Here is a 14,449-nt window from a genome sequence, read left to right as displayed (position 1 = left end):
TTTCGAACCGCTACATAGGTCAAGTACGCTGCCTTTTTCAAGGAAAACACGGCGGGCTGCACTCCTTTAGCGCTGTTTGGATGCAAGTGCATCGCTCCACACCTGTGGCGGGCGTGCGAAAACCGAGGAAACCGTAGGACCATGACGCCGAATCGTGCCTATCTGGATCACAATGCAAGCAGCGCCCTGCGCCCTGCTGCGCGTGATGCAATGATCGCTGCGATGCATGCTTGCGGTAACCCGTCTTCGATCCACGGCGAGGGGCGCGCGGCGCGAGCAACGATTGAAGGCGCTCGTGCGCAGGTGGCGACGCTGGTGGGTGCGGAGAAAGATGCAGTCGTCTTCACCGGCAGCGCGACGGAAGCGGCCCATCTGGCACTGACACCAGACATAACCAGCGATGGCACCCCACGCCCGGCCTCGCATTTGTATGTTTTGGCGACCGAGCACCCCTGCGTTTTGGAGGGCGGGCGGTTCAAAGCCTCGCAGATTTCTGAAATTCCCGTACTTGCGAATGGCGTTGTCGATGAAGCCGCGTTTGACGCCATGCTGGATGCTCACGACACCGCCCAAGGCGTACCGTATATGGCGCTGCAATTGGTCAACAGCGAAAGTGGGGTGATCCAGCCAGTTGCCAAGCTGGCCCAAAAGGTTCGTCTTAAAGGCGGCTATACACTGTGCGATGCCGTGCAGGCCGCAGGGCGCATGCCGATTGATGTGGCGGAATTGGGCGTCGATTTCCTGATGCTCTCGGCTCACAAGCTCGGCGGTCCGCAGGGCATTGGCGCTTTGGTGATTGCCCATCAGGTCTTGGATATTCCGTCTGCGATTCGCGGTGGCGGGCAGGAGAAAAACCGCCGTGCGGGCACGGAAAACGTTGCCGCGATTGCCGGATTTGGAGCAGCGGCCGCAGAAGCCGCCCAAAACGCCGCTGACTATGCCCAAATAACGCAGTTGCGGGACTCGATAGAGGGCATGCTCATTCCTATATGCACAAAGCAGGATTTGGCGGAGGATCGAATTGAAGTTTTCGGCCAAAGTGCACCACGCATCGGCAACACGCTTTTGTTTTCGGTGCGCGGCCTGAAAGCCGAAACGGCACTGATCGCTTTTGACCTCGACGGCGTTGCTGTCTCATCCGGCTCCGCCTGTTCATCGGGCAAGGTTGGCCGCAGCCATGTGCTTGAAGCAATGGGCGTGGACGAAGAAATCGCCCGCGGTGCAATACGGGTGAGTTTGGGTTGGAACTCAACGCAGGCTGATGTTGCCCATTTCGAACGAGCGTTTGAACGCATAACCCGCCGTTTGGCCGAAATGGTCGGGCGGGACGAACAACAAGAAATTTCAGGCGCCGCATAACGCTGCGCCACAAATCTGGAGAAAAACCATGGTCGCCGTTCAGGAAACCATCGACACCGTCAAAACGCTGGATATCGACCAGTATAAGTACGGCTTTTCAACGGATATCGAATCCGACAAGGCGCCCAAGGGGCTGGATGAAAGCACGATCCGCTTCATCTCCGCCAAGAAGGGCGAACCCGAATGGATGCTGCAATGGCGTCTGGACGCTTTCGAGCGCTGGAAGGCAATGGAAGAGCCGGATTGGGCGCGCGTCGAGTACGACAAGATCGACTATCAGGACATCTATTATTACGCCGCGCCGAAGAATTTCGAGGATGGCCCCAAGTCGCTCGATGAGGTCGATCCCGAACTGTTGAAAACCTACGAGAAACTCGGCATTCCCCTGCGCGAGCAGGAAATTCTTGCGGGCGTGACGAAAACCCAGGAGGCGCTGGCCGCCAAGAATGGCGATGCTGGCGACGACGGCGAAGATGACCTCGGCGAACAGATGTATAAATCTGGCCGCGTGGCGGTGGATGCTGTGTTTGATTCAATTTCGGTCGTCACCACATTCCGCGATGAGCTTGCTAAAGCGGGCGTGATTTTCTGCTCCATCAGCGAGGCCATCAAGGACTACCCAGACCTCGTGAAGAAATACATGGCGACGGTTGTGCCTGTGACGGACAACTATTTCGCCACGCTCAACTGTGCGGTCTTCACCGACGGCACGTTCGTATACATTCCAAAAGGCGTTCGCTGCCCGATGGAATTGTCGACCTATTTCCGCATCAACGAGCAGAATACCGGCCAGTTCGAGCGCACGCTCATCATCGCGGAAGAGGGCTCTTACGTTTCTTATCTGGAGGGCTGCACGGCGCCCCAGCGCGACGAGAACCAGCTTCACGCTGCTGTGGTCGAGCTTGTGGCGATGGACGATGCCGAGATCAAATATTCGACGGTTCAGAACTGGTATCCGGGCGATGAGAACGGCAAGGGTGGCATCTACAACTTTGTGACCAAGCGTGGCGATTGTCGTGGCAAGAATTCCAAGATTTCGTGGACGCAGGTGGAAACCGGCTCCGCGATCACGTGGAAATATCCAAGTTGCATTCTGCGCGGCGACGGCTCGCGCGGCGAGTTTTATTCGATTGCCGTGTCCAACGGGATGCAGCAGGTCGATAGCGGCACCAAAATGCTACATCTGGGTAAGAACACGACCAGCCGGATTATCTCCAAGGGCATTTCGGCGGGCCGTTCGTCCAACACCTATCGCGGTCGCGTGAGCATTGGCCGTAAGGCCAGCGATGCGCGCAACTTTACGCAGTGCGACTCGCTCCTGATCGGCGATCAGTGCGGCGCGCACACGGTTCCGTATATCGAGACGAAGAACCAAGACGCCCAGCTGGAACACGAGGCAACAACGTCGAAAATTTCGGACGACCAACTCTTCTATTGCCTCCAGCGAGGCATCCCGGAAGAGGAAGCCATCGCGCTTATCGTGAACGGCTTTGTGAAAGAGGTAATTCAGGAATTACCGATGGAATTCGCAGTCGAAGCGCAAAAACTGATCGGGATATCGCTGGAGGGGAGTGTGGGGTGATGTTTTTCACTCCGTCATTCCGGGGCTCGCATGGCGAGAACCCGGAACCCAGTGCCGAGAACTCTCCGTTCTGGGTTCCGGGTTCTGCTTCGCAGCCCCGGAATGACGGCGCTAGATAGAATGTCCGGTTGGGTCTACATCATGGCGAGTAAACGCAACGGCACGATATACACCGGTGTGACAAGCGAACTCCAAAGGCGAGCCCATGAACATAAGTCAGCTCGTTTTCCCGGCTTCGCCAGCAAACACGGCTGTAGGGACCTGGTCTGGTATGAACGCCATGACAGTATCGTCACTGCCATCGAAAGAGAGAAGGAACTGAAGAAATATCGACGTGCTTGGAAGCTCGAATTGATTGAAGGCTTTAACCCTGATTGGGACGATCTTTTCGAAACCTGCTATGAGCGGGACAATCCATGCCACACGATCCGCGAACGCGGCTTTGGATAACACAATGACCTTCAACCCCGTCACCACCAGCGAGGACTTCTATCCCATTCTCGTTCGCGCCTTGAAGAAGGCGGGGATGGAGTTGGACCTCGTAATGCACGGCAAGTCGGGCATTATTTCGGTGTTTGCTCCGGGGCAGTGGCGGGGCAAGGCGGATGCGATTGCGGATATTTATCCGGCGAAAGACAAAACATGGGTCATCGAATGGCTCGACGGAAAAACACTGCACGGCTCCGGCGGGGATGAACCCTTCGCGCTGGTGATCGTGCAGGGAATTCAGAAGAACATGAAATGGGTGGCCGGTTAGGCCGTATTGGAAGAACTAAAATGCTTGAAATCAAAAATCTGCATGTGCGTATCGAAGAAGACGGCACGGAAATTATCAAAGGGCTGAATCTGTCGGTCAAAGCCGGCGAGGTTGCCGCTATTATGGGGCCGAATGGTTCGGGCAAATCCACGCTTTCCTATGTGCTTTCGGGCAAGGAGGACTACGAAGTCACCGAAGGGTCGATCACTTACAACGGTGAAGACCTGCTGGAAATGGACATCTCCGAGCGTGCAGCGGCTGGCCTGTTTCTGGCGTTTCAGTATCCGGTGGAAATTCCCGGCGTGCCGACCATGACGTTCCTGAAGGAAGCCATGAACGCGCAGCGCAAGCAGCGCGGCGAGGCGGAACTAACGACGCCCGACTTCATCAAAAAGGTCCGCGCTGCGGCGAAAGATCTGCAAATCGAATTCAACATGCTGAAGCGTCCTGTGAACGTAGGCTTCTCCGGCGGCGAGAAAAAACGCGCTGAGATTTTGCAAATGAGCCTGCTGGAGCCAAAACTTTGCGTGCTGGACGAGACGGATTCCGGCCTCGATATTGACGCGCTGAAGGTCGTCTCCGATGGCGTGAACCATCTGCGCGACCCCAACCGCGCAGTGATCGTCATCACCCACTACCAGCGTCTGCTCGACCACATCGTGCCCGACACGGTGCATGTGCTGTCCGACGGCAAGATCATCAAATCGGGCGACAAATCGCTCGCACTGGAACTGGAAGAGAAGGGCTATGCCGACATCATCGCGGCAGCGGCGGCATAAACCATGACAGCCCATACAACCAAGATTTTCACCGAAGGTGAAACCGCTCTTTTTGAGGCTGCAAAGCCCCACGCAGGCGATACGCCCAACCTTGCAAAGCTGCGGGAGCTTGCGCTCGCCTCGCTCAAGCAATCCGGTCTGCCAACACGGCGGATCGAATATTTCCACTACACCGACATGCGTTCGCTGTTGGCCGGCAAATACGCTTTGGCCGAAAAGCCAAGTGTTGAAGCAGCGAAAGATGCTGCGAAGGGTTTTGTTCGGTTGGCAAAAGATGCAACGGTTTTGCATTTCCGAGATGGCTACTTCTTTGATTGGGAAGAAGATCTACCAGCAGGCGTAAGCGCTGAAATTGGAATTCCTGACGGGTTTGAATTGGCCGAAGGTGCCGCCAACGCTGTAGAACAGGTGAACACGCTTTTCGCTAATGGCGGTGCAACGCTGAAAGTCGACGCCGGTGCCAAAGTCGAAAGGGCTATCGGCCTTGCCCACGCGCATACGGGCGAGGAAAACGTTATCGGCGCTATACGCAACCGCATCGAAGTGGGTGCAGAAGCCGAATGTGAAATAATCGACCGTGTGGTTGGCAAAGACGGCGTCAACTATTTTTCGTCTGCAATTGTCGATTTGGAAATCGGTGAGGGCGCCACGGTCAACTACATCCTGTCAAACGAAAACGGAGACGCAGCCACGCGCCTTGCCCGTTTCAACGCAACGCTTGGCAAAAGTTCTGTTCTCAATCTTTTCATTCTCAATGTCGGCGGCAATGTCGTTCGCCAAGAGATCAATTTTGTCATGGCTGGCGAACAGGCCGAGTTGAACATTGCGGGCGTCAATCTGGTGGGCGGCAAGGCACACATCGATGTGACTTCGCGCATCGATCATCTGGTGCCGAATACCAACGCCAACGAATTGATGCGCAACGTGGCTACTGGTCACGGTCGTGGTGTGTTCCAAGGCCAGATCAATGTGGCGCAGCCAGCGCAACTCACTGACGCGCAAATGGCCTGCAACACGCTGCTGCTTTCGGATGATTGCGATTTCTCTGCCAAACCGGAACTTGAAATCTTTGCCGATGATGTGCAGTGCGCTCACGGTGCGACGGTGACAGATTTGGAAGAAAGCTACCTGTTCTACCTTATGGCCCGTGGCATAACCGAAGAACGCGCACGTCGCATGTTGATCAAGGCATTTGTGGCGGAAGCGTTTCAAGAGATGATAGACGAGCCGCTGGAAGAAGCGCTGGAAGCGCGAATGGACGTCTGGCTGGACAAACATGTCTAGCGCGAGCGTCGGTTAAGTCGCATGTCAATTTGCGGTCTGTGACGCCACATAAGGGGCAACGCAGCGCCGAGGGAGCCTGAACCATGAATACCGGTTACGACATTGATGCGATCCGTGCTGATTTCCCCATTTTGCACCGCGAAGTGCACGGGAAACCACTGGTCTATCTCGACAATGGCGCTTCGGCCCAAAAACCGCGTCAGGTGATTGATGCGGTTAGCCACGCCTATGAAAACGAATATGCAAACGTCCACCGTGGTCTGCACTATTTGTCTAATGCCGCGACGGACGCCTATGAGGCTGCCCGCTCGAAGTTACGTAGGTTTCTGAACGCCGAGAGCGACGAGAACATCGTTTTCACCTCCGGCACAACGGAAGCCATCAATCTGGTCGCCTATGGCTGGGCGATGAACAATATGGGCGAGGGCGATGAAATCGTTCTCACCATCGCCGAGCACCATTCCAACATCGTGCCGTGGCATTTCCTGCGTGAACGCATGGGCGTGAAGCTTGTCTGGGTGGATTGCGACGAGCATGGCGGCATCACCGCCGAGAGCATCGCGGCTGCTTGCACAGAGCGCACCAAACTCATCGCCATCACCCATATGTCGAATGTCATGGGCACGGTTGTGGATGTCAAAACCGTCTGCGCCGAGGCGCGCAAGCGCGGCATCCGCACGATGATCGACGGTTCGCAGGGCGCGGTTCACATGCCGGTCGACGTGCAGGATATCGGTTGCGACTGGTATTGCATCACGGGCCACAAACTCTACGGCCCCTCAGGCATTGGTGCGCTCTACGGCACCAAAGAGGCGCTTGAAGCCATGCAGCCGTTCAAGGGCGGCGGCGAGATGATCCTCGACGTCACGCTGGACGATGTGACCTATAACGACCCGCCCCATCGTTTTGAGGCAGGCACGCCGCCCATCGTCCAGGCCATCGGCCTTGGCGCTGCGATCGACTATATCGAGAGCGTTGGCCGTGAAAACATCGAGGCTCACGAGATGGATCTGCGCGACTATTGCCGCGAGCGTCTGCGCGAAATCAATGCGTTGAAGATCATCGGCGACACGCCGAGCAAAGGCGCGATCTTCTCGTTCGAACTCGACGGAATCCACGCCCACGACGTGTCGATGGTTATCGACCGGGCAGGGGTGGCGGTCCGCGCGGGAACCCATTGCGCCCAGCCTTTGATGAAGCGTTTTGGCGTTACTTCCACTTGCCGCGCCTCGTTTGGCATGTACAACACGCGACAGGAAGTCGATGTTTTGGTAGAATCGCTGGAAAAGGCTAGGAAGTTTTTCGCATGACCGATCAAGTTGATGAAAACCTGCGCGACGATCTGCTGCCGGAAGGCGGCCCGCATGTGCCGGATATTTCTGATAAAACCGGCTCGGCTATTCCGCCCCAGGAACTAGAGCGGCTCACGCACGATATCATAGCTGCGCTGAAAACGGTTTACGACCCCGAAATTCCCTCCGATGTGTATGAAATCGGCCTGATCTACAAGATCGACATCGACGATAACCGCATGGTCGACATTGTTATGACTCTCACAGCGCCGGGTTGCCCTGTGGCGGGGGAAATGCCCGGTTGGGTGGAAAACGCGGTTGGTGCTGTTGAAGGCGTGTCGGGCGTTCGCGTGGAGATGAGCTTTGACCCGCCTTGGACCCCTGAGCGCCTTTCTGAGGAAGCTCAGGTAGCACTCGGTTGGTATATTTGAGGGCCGATTAGCCCCCGGCGTTTGCCAAGTGGTCCTCACGGGGACCAAGGTCCACCAGGGTTGCCGCCAGTGTTGTTGAACTCATCCCCCAACGTCCACTTTTGCTTTTGCGGGACGAATATGCATTGAGAAGTATGTTTGCGGAACACAAACCGTTCCTCTTGATCAGTTTTTTGCAGAGTCTTGCAGTGCTTGCATATTCCTTGGCGCGATACCTTGCAGCCGATTCAAAGCTATATGTCTTTGAAGCTTTATGTCGCTTTGCTGTTTTGGCCTTGGGCATTGCATCGGACACAAAACGATAACTGCGATCTTCAGATGGCAGGGTTTGCGGCTCCTTCAAAGTATATAGCAACCGAAAATATGCTGAGACGTATTTTTTGCCGGATCGTGGTTCTTTTATCTTTACTCTTGCAACAGACACCTCGCAGGAATCGGCCAAACGCAATTTGGCCCTTCCGCACTCCTTAGGGCCATAGTTTGCGGCCCATTTTTCCGCAGCAAGCTTCAACGTCAAATCGTTGTCAATCTTGATGCCCGTTGAATTCGCAATGGCTTTGATAGGAACCCGCGTTTCAAAGCTGATTGCTCTGTCCGCGACCAATTTATCAGGCTGTAACATCGCTACGTAGGAATCTTTCCAACCGCGTTTGGACTCATAAGCATTTTCGACCTGGAGTTTCTTAAATTCAGTATCCGGCAAGCCTGTCGGCGCGAAGAACGCATTCGCTTTCGTAGTCATCATGTAGCCGCCGAACATCTGAATGCCGAAACCGAAGATGGCCAGAAGCAGCGAGAGACCCCAAAATATTGTGTTGATATTCATTGCCTGTGCCCCTTATTTTTTGGCCAATTCGTCGAGCGAGATGCCCATTTCTTTGTTCAGCAAATCCATGACTTGCGCTTCAAACTTCGCGCGAAACTCTTTTTGATCGCCGAAATGGTAGTGATCGTGCCGCGCGAGATGCACGACCGAGCCTGCAATCGGCTGATAGGTGATCTTGGGTGATCCAGTCGTCATTTGCCCAAACAGGACATGCGTTGCGCGGTCCATCTGTATGGTGGATTTCTCCAGGTTTTTGCCGAACGTCTTACGGAACCAAAGGGCAAATTTTCGATGGTTCTTGGTGACTTTCTCAAGCCCTTCACGAAGCGCGTCTTTGTCCCATCCGCTGGTTGGATCGTTCAATTTGCGCGGAATACGTCCGTTCTCGGTGTAGCGAAACCAAACCCGCCCACCACATTTCTTTGGTGTTGAGCCGATAATTGAGTGAACATTCGTGCCCTCCGGCACATTGGCAATGCCTTGGGTATTTTCGCCCACCAAGACGATCTGGTCGATCTTCGCGCCTTCCGCCGGGTGGATGTTCCAGACAACGTTTTCGACGCCGGAAATCAGCACCAGATAGGCCGGCTTGTCTTGCTTGGCGATCATAACGTCGTTGACGTTCAAGACTTCCTTCGGCGTGCGGCCACCTATCATATATTGATAGGGCCGCCGGTTGTTTTTCGCGCTTTTCACATAAGTAGCGGCTTCCGCCAGCAAATCGGCACGGTTGTAGGCGAAAATGCGCGAACTCATGCCCGAGCTGTATGTCATCACGCTATGGAATTCCTGTTCATCGGTCGGTTGAGCGACCGCGCAACCGTTGCGAGCCAGTTGCTTGACTGTCGCAGGGTTTCCAGTGACCGCGCTTAACCGGAAGCCATCCACGAACTCGCTTATCCAGTGGTAATTGCCTTCGCCCGACACCAGCACAGTCGGCTGTGCGGCCATTCCGTATTCCGCCGGCTTTACTTTGGAATTCGGGTCGCCTGATTGTTCGTTACATCCGGCCAGTGCGAGTGCGCCAAGCAACGCTGTTGCTATTCGAAACATGAAAATCCCCTTGCTTGTCTGTAAACTGCATGGAATTTCTAAAATTTGTCTTAGTGCTTTGATGCAATGATGCTGCGCGGGAGCGCCGCATCATCATTGCATCGACTGGAGCATCCAAAACATTGCAGTTAGGCCACCTGCACCCTATGTTTTGTGCAACGACATGGAGAGCCACATGAGCCGCTTCGCGATTCTCACTTTGACAGACGCAGCCAAGGACCGGGTGCGCGAAATTGTATCTGGTGCTGATGCTGATGCGCTTGGCATTCGCATCGGTATCAAGAACGGCGGCTGCGCTGGCATGGAATACACAATCGACATGGTCACAGATGAACATGCGGGCGATGACAAGGTCGATCTGGGCGATGCTGCTGTATACGTGGACCCGGCCGCAACCTTGTTCCTGCTTGGAACGCAGTTGGACTATGAAGTGACAACCCTGCGCACCGGTTTTGTGTTCAACAACCCCAACCAAACCTCGGCATGTGGTTGTGGTGAAAGCGTCACGCTTGTCGCTGCCGCGCCGCCCGTTCCTGAAAACGCCTGAAGCGCGGGAAAAGAACAGAATAATGAACTTTATCGGATGGATCATTATCGGCGGACTGGCTGGCTGGTTGGCTGAAAAATTTATGAAGGGCAACTATGGCTTACTGGCTAATATTGGCCTCGGCATTTTGGGCGGCGTGGTCGGCGGATGGGCGTTTGGCTTGATCGGGCTTGAAACAGAGGGTTTCATCGACACGCTGGTGACTGCAACGATTGGTGCATGCCTTTGCATTGCGCTTTATCGCGGTTTCAAGAGCCGCCAGTCTCGCTAGTATCCACAAGGGGCGCACAGGGTTTTTATGGCTACACTTCTCGACACGATTGGCGACCGTCCGCGGCACCCTGAAAAGGCCCATCGGCCTGACCAGCCGGTGATGAAAAAGCCGGACTGGATTCGGGTTCGTTCATCCTCGTCTCCAGTCTTTACCGAGACGAAGAACATCGTGCGCGAGAACAATCTCGTTACCGTCTGCGAAGAAGCCGGTTGCCCCAATATCGGCGAGTGCTGGTCGAAAAAGCACGCCACCATGATGATAATGGGCGACACCTGCACCCGGGCTTGTGCGTTTTGCAACGTGCGCACGGGTAAGCCCGCTGCGCTGGATCTCAAAGAGCCGGAAAATGTCGCCAATGCGGTGGAGAAGCTGGGCTTGAACCACGTTGTCGTCACCTCGGTTGACCGCGATGACCTCGATGACGGTGGGGCGCAGCATATTGCTGATACGATCCTTGCAATCCGCAAACGCTCGCCCAACACCACGGTCGAAGTTCTGACGCCGGATTTTCTGCGCAAAGATGGGGCGCTGGAAATCGTGGTTGCAGCCAAGCCTGACGTGTTCAACCACAATCTTGAGACGGTGCCCGGCAACTATCTGACCGTTCGCCCCGGCGCACGCTATTATCATTCGATGCGGCTGTTGGAGCGTGTGAAAGAGCTTGATCCGACTATGTTCACCAAGTCCGGCATGATGGTCGGACTGGGCGAGGAGCGCAATGAAGTGCTTCAAATGATGGATGATCTGCGCATGGCAAATGTGGATTTCCTGACCATTGGACAATACCTCCAACCATCCAAAAAGCATCATGCAGTTAGCCATTTTGTGACGCCGGAAGAGTTCAAGTCTTACGAAACGGCGGCCTATGCAAAAGGTTTTCTGCTCGTATCGTCCAGCCCGCTAACCCGCTCGTCTCATCATGCTGGTGAAGACTTCGCGAAGCTGAAAGCCGCAAGGCAAGCGCAGATGAGCGCGGCCTGAGGCAATGCCCAAATTCTCCAAGATTCACCGCGTAAACCACCGCGCACAAGATATGTTTGATCTGGTAGCGGATATCGAAAAGTATCCGCAATTTGTGCCGTTATGTCAGTCTCTTAAAGTCAATTCTGAGCGTGAAAAAGCCGGTCGAACGATTTCTTTGGCTGATATGACGGTTGGCTATAAGGCCATCCGCGAGACATTCACTTGCCAAGTGATTTTGGAACGCGAAGCGCTGAAAATTCAAGCGAGTTATATCGACGGCCCGTTCAAATATCTCGACAATCGCTGGCATTTTGAACAGGTCGGCGACGATCAGTGCGATGTGCATTTCTCCATCGATTACGAATTCAAAAGCCGCACTCTAGCGATGTTGATGGGGTCAATGTTCGACCGCGCTTTCGCCCATTTTACGCAGGCGTTTGAGGAGCGTGCGGATGCGCTCTATGGCCGCCAGGACGTGAACGCCTAGAGCGCCGCCAGCATCATTTCCAACGCGGTATCGACGGTCGCTTGGCGGATCGCTTCGCGCGTCGTCGCGCCGTGGCTTTCCGCAAAGCGGCATTCTCGTACGTTTGCGCTTGATCCCTCGCGTTGCACGGCCACGTAAACCAGCCCAACCGGCTTCTCTTCGCTGCCGCCGCCCGGGCCGGCTATGCCTGTGACGGCCACAGCCAGATTTGCAGCAGAACGCGCCAACGCGCCGGCCACCATTTCCTGCGCGACCAGCGCCGACACTGCGCCGGGCGGGCCTTGCGTATGTTCCAGCGGTACGCCGAGCATTTCCGCTTTGGCTTCGTTGGAATAGGTCACGAAACCACGGTCGAACGCTGCCGAGGAGCCTGCAACATCTGTCAAAGCGGCAGCAATCATGCCGCCTGTGCAGCTTTCTGCGGTGGAGATGATGACGGATTGTGCAATTGCTGCTTCGATCAATTGTTGTGCTTGAGGGTGGATCATAGCGTTGTGCCATTCATCACAACGGTCGCAGTTGCCAGCGCGACCATGCCTTCTTCGCGCCCGATAAAGCCGATGCGTTCGTTGGTGGTTGCTTTGACAGAAATGCGGGTAACATCCATGTCCAAAATAGCCGCCATTGCCGCCCGCATGGCATCGCGGTGCGGCCCAATCTTTGGCGCTTCGCACACCAGAGTGACATCACAATGGGTGATCGTGCCACCCGCGGCACGGACCAGCGAGGCGGCGTGGGCCAGAAATTGATCGGATTGTGCGCCCTTCCACTCCGGGTCGGAAGGTGGAAAGTGGGAGCCAATATCACCGTCTGCAATCGTGCCCAGCAGCGCATCGGTGAGCGCGTGCAGGCCCACATCAGCGTCGGAATGGCCGGACAGTTTTCGCTCAAACGGTATCTCCACTCCGCAGAGCGTAATTTTTTCGCCAGCCACCAATTGGTGCGTGTCGTAGCCGTGGCCCACGCGCACGTCCGTTATCTGCTCGCCCATTGAGCTTTGCGCCTTTTCGATATCGTCCTGCGTCGTCAGTTTGAGATTGTCGCGGCTTCCGGCCACCAGAACAACCCTGTGGCCCGCCCATTCGGCCAGCGCGGAATCGTCAGTGAAATCGTTCAGCCCTGCTGCTGCGGCCTTTGAATGAGCCTCCAAGATCGTCGCAAAGTCGAAGCCTTGTGGCGTCTGAGCAGCGAACAATCCATCGCGGGAGATCGTATCCGCCACGCTGCCATCCTCTGCGCTGCGTTTGATCGTGTCGACAATGGCTGTGGCGGGCAGGGCGGCTTTCGCTTCACCTAGGCCCGCAATCACCGCGTCGATCACGGCTGCGCTCAAGAAAGGCCGTGCTGCATCATGGATTAAAACCAGGTCCGGCGCATCTTGTGCCAAGGCTTGCAGGCCAGCAAACACTGACGCCTGACGCGTCGCGCCGCCGTGAACGGGAGGGAGAATCTTCGGGTTCTCCGGCGCGGCTTTCGCATAGCTAGCGCCATCGTCTTCGTGGATTACGGTCAGAACACTGGTAACCGCCCGATGGTGGACAAATGCGTGTAGGGTATGCGCAAGCACGGGCTTGCTGCCCAACATGCGGTATTGCTTTGGCCCATCAGCCACGCCGGCACGTGCGCCACGGCCTGCGGCGACGATGATGGCTGCAATTTTCAAGGGTTCACTCATGCAGCCGATTTGGCACGGGGCACCCAAAGGCGCAACTGCGCTCTTAGTTCGCTTGCTATCGTGCGGCACGGTGCTTAGAAAAACGCCATGAATGAGAATTGCACAACAAACAGGCGCGAAGGCGCAAGCACAGGCGAATTGCGCATCGGTTCGCACCGCCTGCGCAATACCGCTTTTCTTGCGCCTATGTCTGGCGTGAGCGACGCGCCGTTCCGCCGTCTCGCATGGCGTTTTGGGGCAGGCATGGTTGTGTCTGAAATGGTTGCCTCCGAAGCCTTCACCACCGGCCAAGAGGAAATGCGGCTGAAGGCCGAAAGCGCAGGCCTACCGCTGCACATCGTGCAATTGGCGGGCAAAGAACCCCAATGGATGCGCGAAGCGACGCTGATTGCCGAGGCCGCTGGTGCGGACGTGATCGACATCAACATGGGTTGCCCATCAAAAAGGGTAACAAACGGCTATTCCGGTTCGGCGCTGATGCGGGATTTGGACCACGCGCTCACGCTTATTGATGCGGTGGTGGAGACGACCGAAAAACCCGTAACGTTGAAAATGCGGCTTGGCTGGGATGAAAACTCCATCAACGCTCCGCAATTGGCCCGTCGCGCCGTTGAAGCTGGTGTGCAGATGATCACCGTTCACGGCCGCACTCGGAACCAGTTTTACAAAGGCCAGGCCAATTGGGACGCCGTTCGCGCCGTGCGCGAAGAGATTTCCGTGCCGCTGATCGTCAATGGCGATATCGACAGCGCGGCGACCGCCCGACAAGCACTGGCCGCCAGCGGCGCTGACGGTGTGATGGTGGGCCGCGCGAGCTACGGTGCGCCTTGGTTGCCGGGCCAGCTCGGCGAAGCGCTTGCGGGACATGTCGTACCGCAAAGGCCAAGCGGCAAGGATTTTGCCGACTTGGTATGCGAACACTACGAGGCGATGCTCTCTCACTATGGGCTGGAACTGGGCATCAGAAACGCGCGCAAACATCTCGATTGGTATTGCGCCCATCTTCCAGTCTCGCAGGATTATTCCGATACAAGACGCGCCATGATGACGAGCCGTGATGTATCGGAAATTTTGCGTGTGGCCTTCGATCTGTTCGCGCTTGTTGAGCCTGAAAACGCGTTAACGGCGAAAGCTGCCTGA

17 protein-coding genes are annotated in these 14,449 nt (G+C 55.9%); 13 read left to right on the top strand and 4 right to left on the bottom strand.

Translation table 11 applies throughout. The annotated features are described in order from the left end of the window. Positions 1-141: 141 nt before the first annotated feature. From ACFQ14_RS03700 to ACFQ14_RS03665, 8 genes are all read left to right on the top strand, one after another. Positions 142-1,359, top strand: a complete 1,218-nt coding sequence (locus ACFQ14_RS03700) for a cysteine desulfurase family protein (RefSeq protein ID WP_377211367.1) — start codon at positions 142-144, stop codon at positions 1,357-1,359. A 28-nt stretch (positions 1,360-1,387) separates the two neighbouring features. Continuing rightward, positions 1,388-2,941, top strand: coding sequence for a Fe-S cluster assembly protein SufB (gene sufB / locus ACFQ14_RS03695; RefSeq protein ID WP_377211366.1), 1,554 nt, complete (start codon positions 1,388-1,390; stop codon positions 2,939-2,941). A gap of 102 nt (positions 2,942-3,043) precedes the next feature. Next, positions 3,044-3,391: a GIY-YIG nuclease family protein gene (locus tag ACFQ14_RS03690; protein ID WP_377211365.1), complete on the top strand. Its 348-nt coding sequence runs from the start codon at positions 3,044-3,046 to the stop codon at positions 3,389-3,391. Between the two features lie 4 nt (positions 3,392-3,395). After that, positions 3,396-3,698, top strand: a complete 303-nt coding sequence (locus ACFQ14_RS03685; RefSeq protein ID WP_377211364.1) for a hypothetical protein — start codon at positions 3,396-3,398, stop codon at positions 3,696-3,698. A gap of 20 nt (positions 3,699-3,718) precedes the next feature. Beyond that, entirely contained in the window at positions 3,719-4,477 is a 759-nt protein-coding gene (sufC, locus tag ACFQ14_RS03680) for a Fe-S cluster assembly ATPase SufC (RefSeq protein ID WP_377211363.1), read from the top strand. A 3-nt stretch (positions 4,478-4,480) separates the two neighbouring features. Continuing rightward, on the top strand, positions 4,481-5,761 hold the full coding sequence (sufD, locus tag ACFQ14_RS03675) for a Fe-S cluster assembly protein SufD (protein WP_377211362.1): 1,281 nt from the start codon (positions 4,481-4,483) through the stop codon (positions 5,759-5,761). 83 nt (positions 5,762-5,844) lie between these two features. After that, positions 5,845-7,071, top strand: a complete 1,227-nt coding sequence (locus ACFQ14_RS03670; protein ID WP_377211361.1) for a cysteine desulfurase — start codon at positions 5,845-5,847, stop codon at positions 7,069-7,071. Then, the gene (locus ACFQ14_RS03665) at positions 7,068-7,484 is read left to right on the top strand and encodes an SUF system Fe-S cluster assembly protein (protein ID WP_377211360.1); all 417 of its coding nucleotides are present in this window, start codon (positions 7,068-7,070) and stop codon (positions 7,482-7,484) included. The genes ACFQ14_RS03670 and ACFQ14_RS03665 overlap by 4 nt, the downstream gene beginning before the upstream one ends. 7 nt (positions 7,485-7,491) lie before the next feature. Here the strand turns inward: ACFQ14_RS03665 and ACFQ14_RS03660 are convergent, their stop codons facing one another. Together ACFQ14_RS03660 and ACFQ14_RS03655 are read right to left on the bottom strand one after the other, a co-directional pair. After that, positions 7,492-8,310 carry a hypothetical protein gene (locus ACFQ14_RS03660; RefSeq protein WP_377211359.1) on the bottom strand — a complete coding sequence of 273 codons (819 nt, stop codon included), beginning with the start codon at positions 8,308-8,310 and terminating at the stop codon, positions 7,492-7,494. Between the two features lie 12 nt (positions 8,311-8,322). Next, entirely contained in the window at positions 8,323-9,363 is a 1,041-nt protein-coding gene (locus ACFQ14_RS03655) for a hypothetical protein (protein WP_377211358.1), read from the bottom strand. A gap of 175 nt (positions 9,364-9,538) precedes the next feature. On the opposite strand from ACFQ14_RS03655, the gene sufA reads away from it, so the two are divergent. Genes sufA through ACFQ14_RS03635 form a run of 4 tightly spaced genes read left to right on the top strand, consistent with a single transcriptional unit; the run spans position 9,539 to position 11,634 of the window. After that, positions 9,539-9,910, top strand: coding sequence for a Fe-S cluster assembly scaffold SufA (sufA, locus tag ACFQ14_RS03650; protein ID WP_377211357.1), 372 nt, complete (start codon positions 9,539-9,541; stop codon positions 9,908-9,910). 22 nt (positions 9,911-9,932) lie between these two features. Further along, the gene (locus ACFQ14_RS03645; RefSeq protein WP_377211356.1) at positions 9,933-10,181 is read left to right on the top strand and encodes a GlsB/YeaQ/YmgE family stress response membrane protein; all 249 of its coding nucleotides are present in this window, start codon (positions 9,933-9,935) and stop codon (positions 10,179-10,181) included. Positions 10,182-10,208: 27 nt separating this feature from the next. After that, positions 10,209-11,165, top strand: a complete 957-nt coding sequence (gene lipA, locus ACFQ14_RS03640; RefSeq protein WP_377211355.1) for a lipoyl synthase — start codon at positions 10,209-10,211, stop codon at positions 11,163-11,165. Between the two features lie 4 nt (positions 11,166-11,169). After that, positions 11,170-11,634 (top strand): type II toxin-antitoxin system RatA family toxin, encoded by a 465-nt coding sequence (locus ACFQ14_RS03635; RefSeq protein ID WP_377211354.1) that lies wholly within the window; start codon positions 11,170-11,172, stop codon positions 11,632-11,634. Here the strand turns inward: ACFQ14_RS03635 and ACFQ14_RS03630 are convergent. Continuing rightward, a complete protein-coding gene (locus ACFQ14_RS03630; protein ID WP_377211353.1) occupies positions 11,631-12,122 on the bottom strand; it encodes a CinA family protein in 492 nt (163 codons plus the stop codon). The two genes, ACFQ14_RS03635 and ACFQ14_RS03630, sit on opposite strands and share 4 nt — an antisense overlap. Beyond that, entirely contained in the window at positions 12,119-13,309 is a 1,191-nt protein-coding gene (locus ACFQ14_RS03625; protein WP_377211352.1) for a bifunctional 2-C-methyl-D-erythritol 4-phosphate cytidylyltransferase/2-C-methyl-D-erythritol 2,4-cyclodiphosphate synthase, read from the bottom strand. Before ACFQ14_RS03625 ends, ACFQ14_RS03630 begins: the two co-directional genes overlap by 4 nt. Positions 13,310-13,396: 87 nt before the next feature. On the opposite strand from ACFQ14_RS03625, the gene dusB reads away from it, so the two are divergent. Continuing rightward, positions 13,397-14,449: a tRNA dihydrouridine synthase DusB gene (dusB, locus tag ACFQ14_RS03620; RefSeq protein ID WP_377211351.1), complete on the top strand. Its 1,053-nt coding sequence runs from the start codon at positions 13,397-13,399 to the stop codon at positions 14,447-14,449.

Origin of the sequence: Pseudahrensia aquimaris, assembly GCF_042676045.1 — a bacterium.
GTDB lineage: Bacteria > Pseudomonadota > Alphaproteobacteria > Rhizobiales > Rhizobiaceae > Pseudahrensia > Pseudahrensia aquimaris.
The sequence above is the reverse complement of the archived record's forward strand: the minus strand, read 5'-3'. Positions and strand labels throughout refer to the sequence as shown.

Bases quoted from the DNA above. Each gene is read 5' to 3' on its own strand.
- sufB (WP_377211366.1), top strand. From the start codon at position 1,388: ATGGTCGCCGTTCAGGAAACCATCGACACCGTCAAAACGCTGGATATC.
- ACFQ14_RS03625 (WP_377211352.1), bottom strand. From the start codon at position 13,309: ATGAGTGAACCCTTGAAAATTGCAGCCATCATCGTCGCCGCAGGCCGT.
- sufA (WP_377211357.1), top strand. From the start codon at position 9,539: ATGAGCCGCTTCGCGATTCTCACTTTGACAGACGCAGCCAAGGACCGG.
- ACFQ14_RS03660 (WP_377211359.1), bottom strand. From the start codon at position 8,310: ATGAATATCAACACAATATTTTGGGGTCTCTCGCTGCTTCTGGCCATC.
- ACFQ14_RS03665 (WP_377211360.1), top strand. From the start codon at position 7,068: ATGACCGATCAAGTTGATGAAAACCTGCGCGACGATCTGCTGCCGGAA.
- ACFQ14_RS03630 (WP_377211353.1), bottom strand. From the start codon at position 12,122: ATGATCCACCCTCAAGCACAACAATTGATCGAAGCAGCAATTGCACAA.
- lipA (WP_377211355.1), top strand. From the start codon at position 10,209: ATGGCTACACTTCTCGACACGATTGGCGACCGTCCGCGGCACCCTGAA.
- sufD (WP_377211362.1), top strand. From the start codon at position 4,481: ATGACAGCCCATACAACCAAGATTTTCACCGAAGGTGAAACCGCTCTT.
- sufC (WP_377211363.1), top strand. From the start codon at position 3,719: ATGCTTGAAATCAAAAATCTGCATGTGCGTATCGAAGAAGACGGCACG.
- dusB (WP_377211351.1), top strand. From the start codon at position 13,397: ATGAATGAGAATTGCACAACAAACAGGCGCGAAGGCGCAAGCACAGGC.
- ACFQ14_RS03635 (WP_377211354.1), top strand. From the start codon at position 11,170: ATGCCCAAATTCTCCAAGATTCACCGCGTAAACCACCGCGCACAAGAT.
- ACFQ14_RS03690 (WP_377211365.1), top strand. From the start codon at position 3,044: ATGACGGCGCTAGATAGAATGTCCGGTTGGGTCTACATCATGGCGAGT.
- ACFQ14_RS03700 (WP_377211367.1), top strand. From the start codon at position 142: ATGACGCCGAATCGTGCCTATCTGGATCACAATGCAAGCAGCGCCCTG.
- ACFQ14_RS03655 (WP_377211358.1), bottom strand. From the start codon at position 9,363: ATGTTTCGAATAGCAACAGCGTTGCTTGGCGCACTCGCACTGGCCGGA.
- ACFQ14_RS03685 (WP_377211364.1), top strand. From the start codon at position 3,396: ATGACCTTCAACCCCGTCACCACCAGCGAGGACTTCTATCCCATTCTC.
- ACFQ14_RS03670 (WP_377211361.1), top strand. From the start codon at position 5,845: ATGAATACCGGTTACGACATTGATGCGATCCGTGCTGATTTCCCCATT.
- ACFQ14_RS03645 (WP_377211356.1), top strand. From the start codon at position 9,933: ATGAACTTTATCGGATGGATCATTATCGGCGGACTGGCTGGCTGGTTG.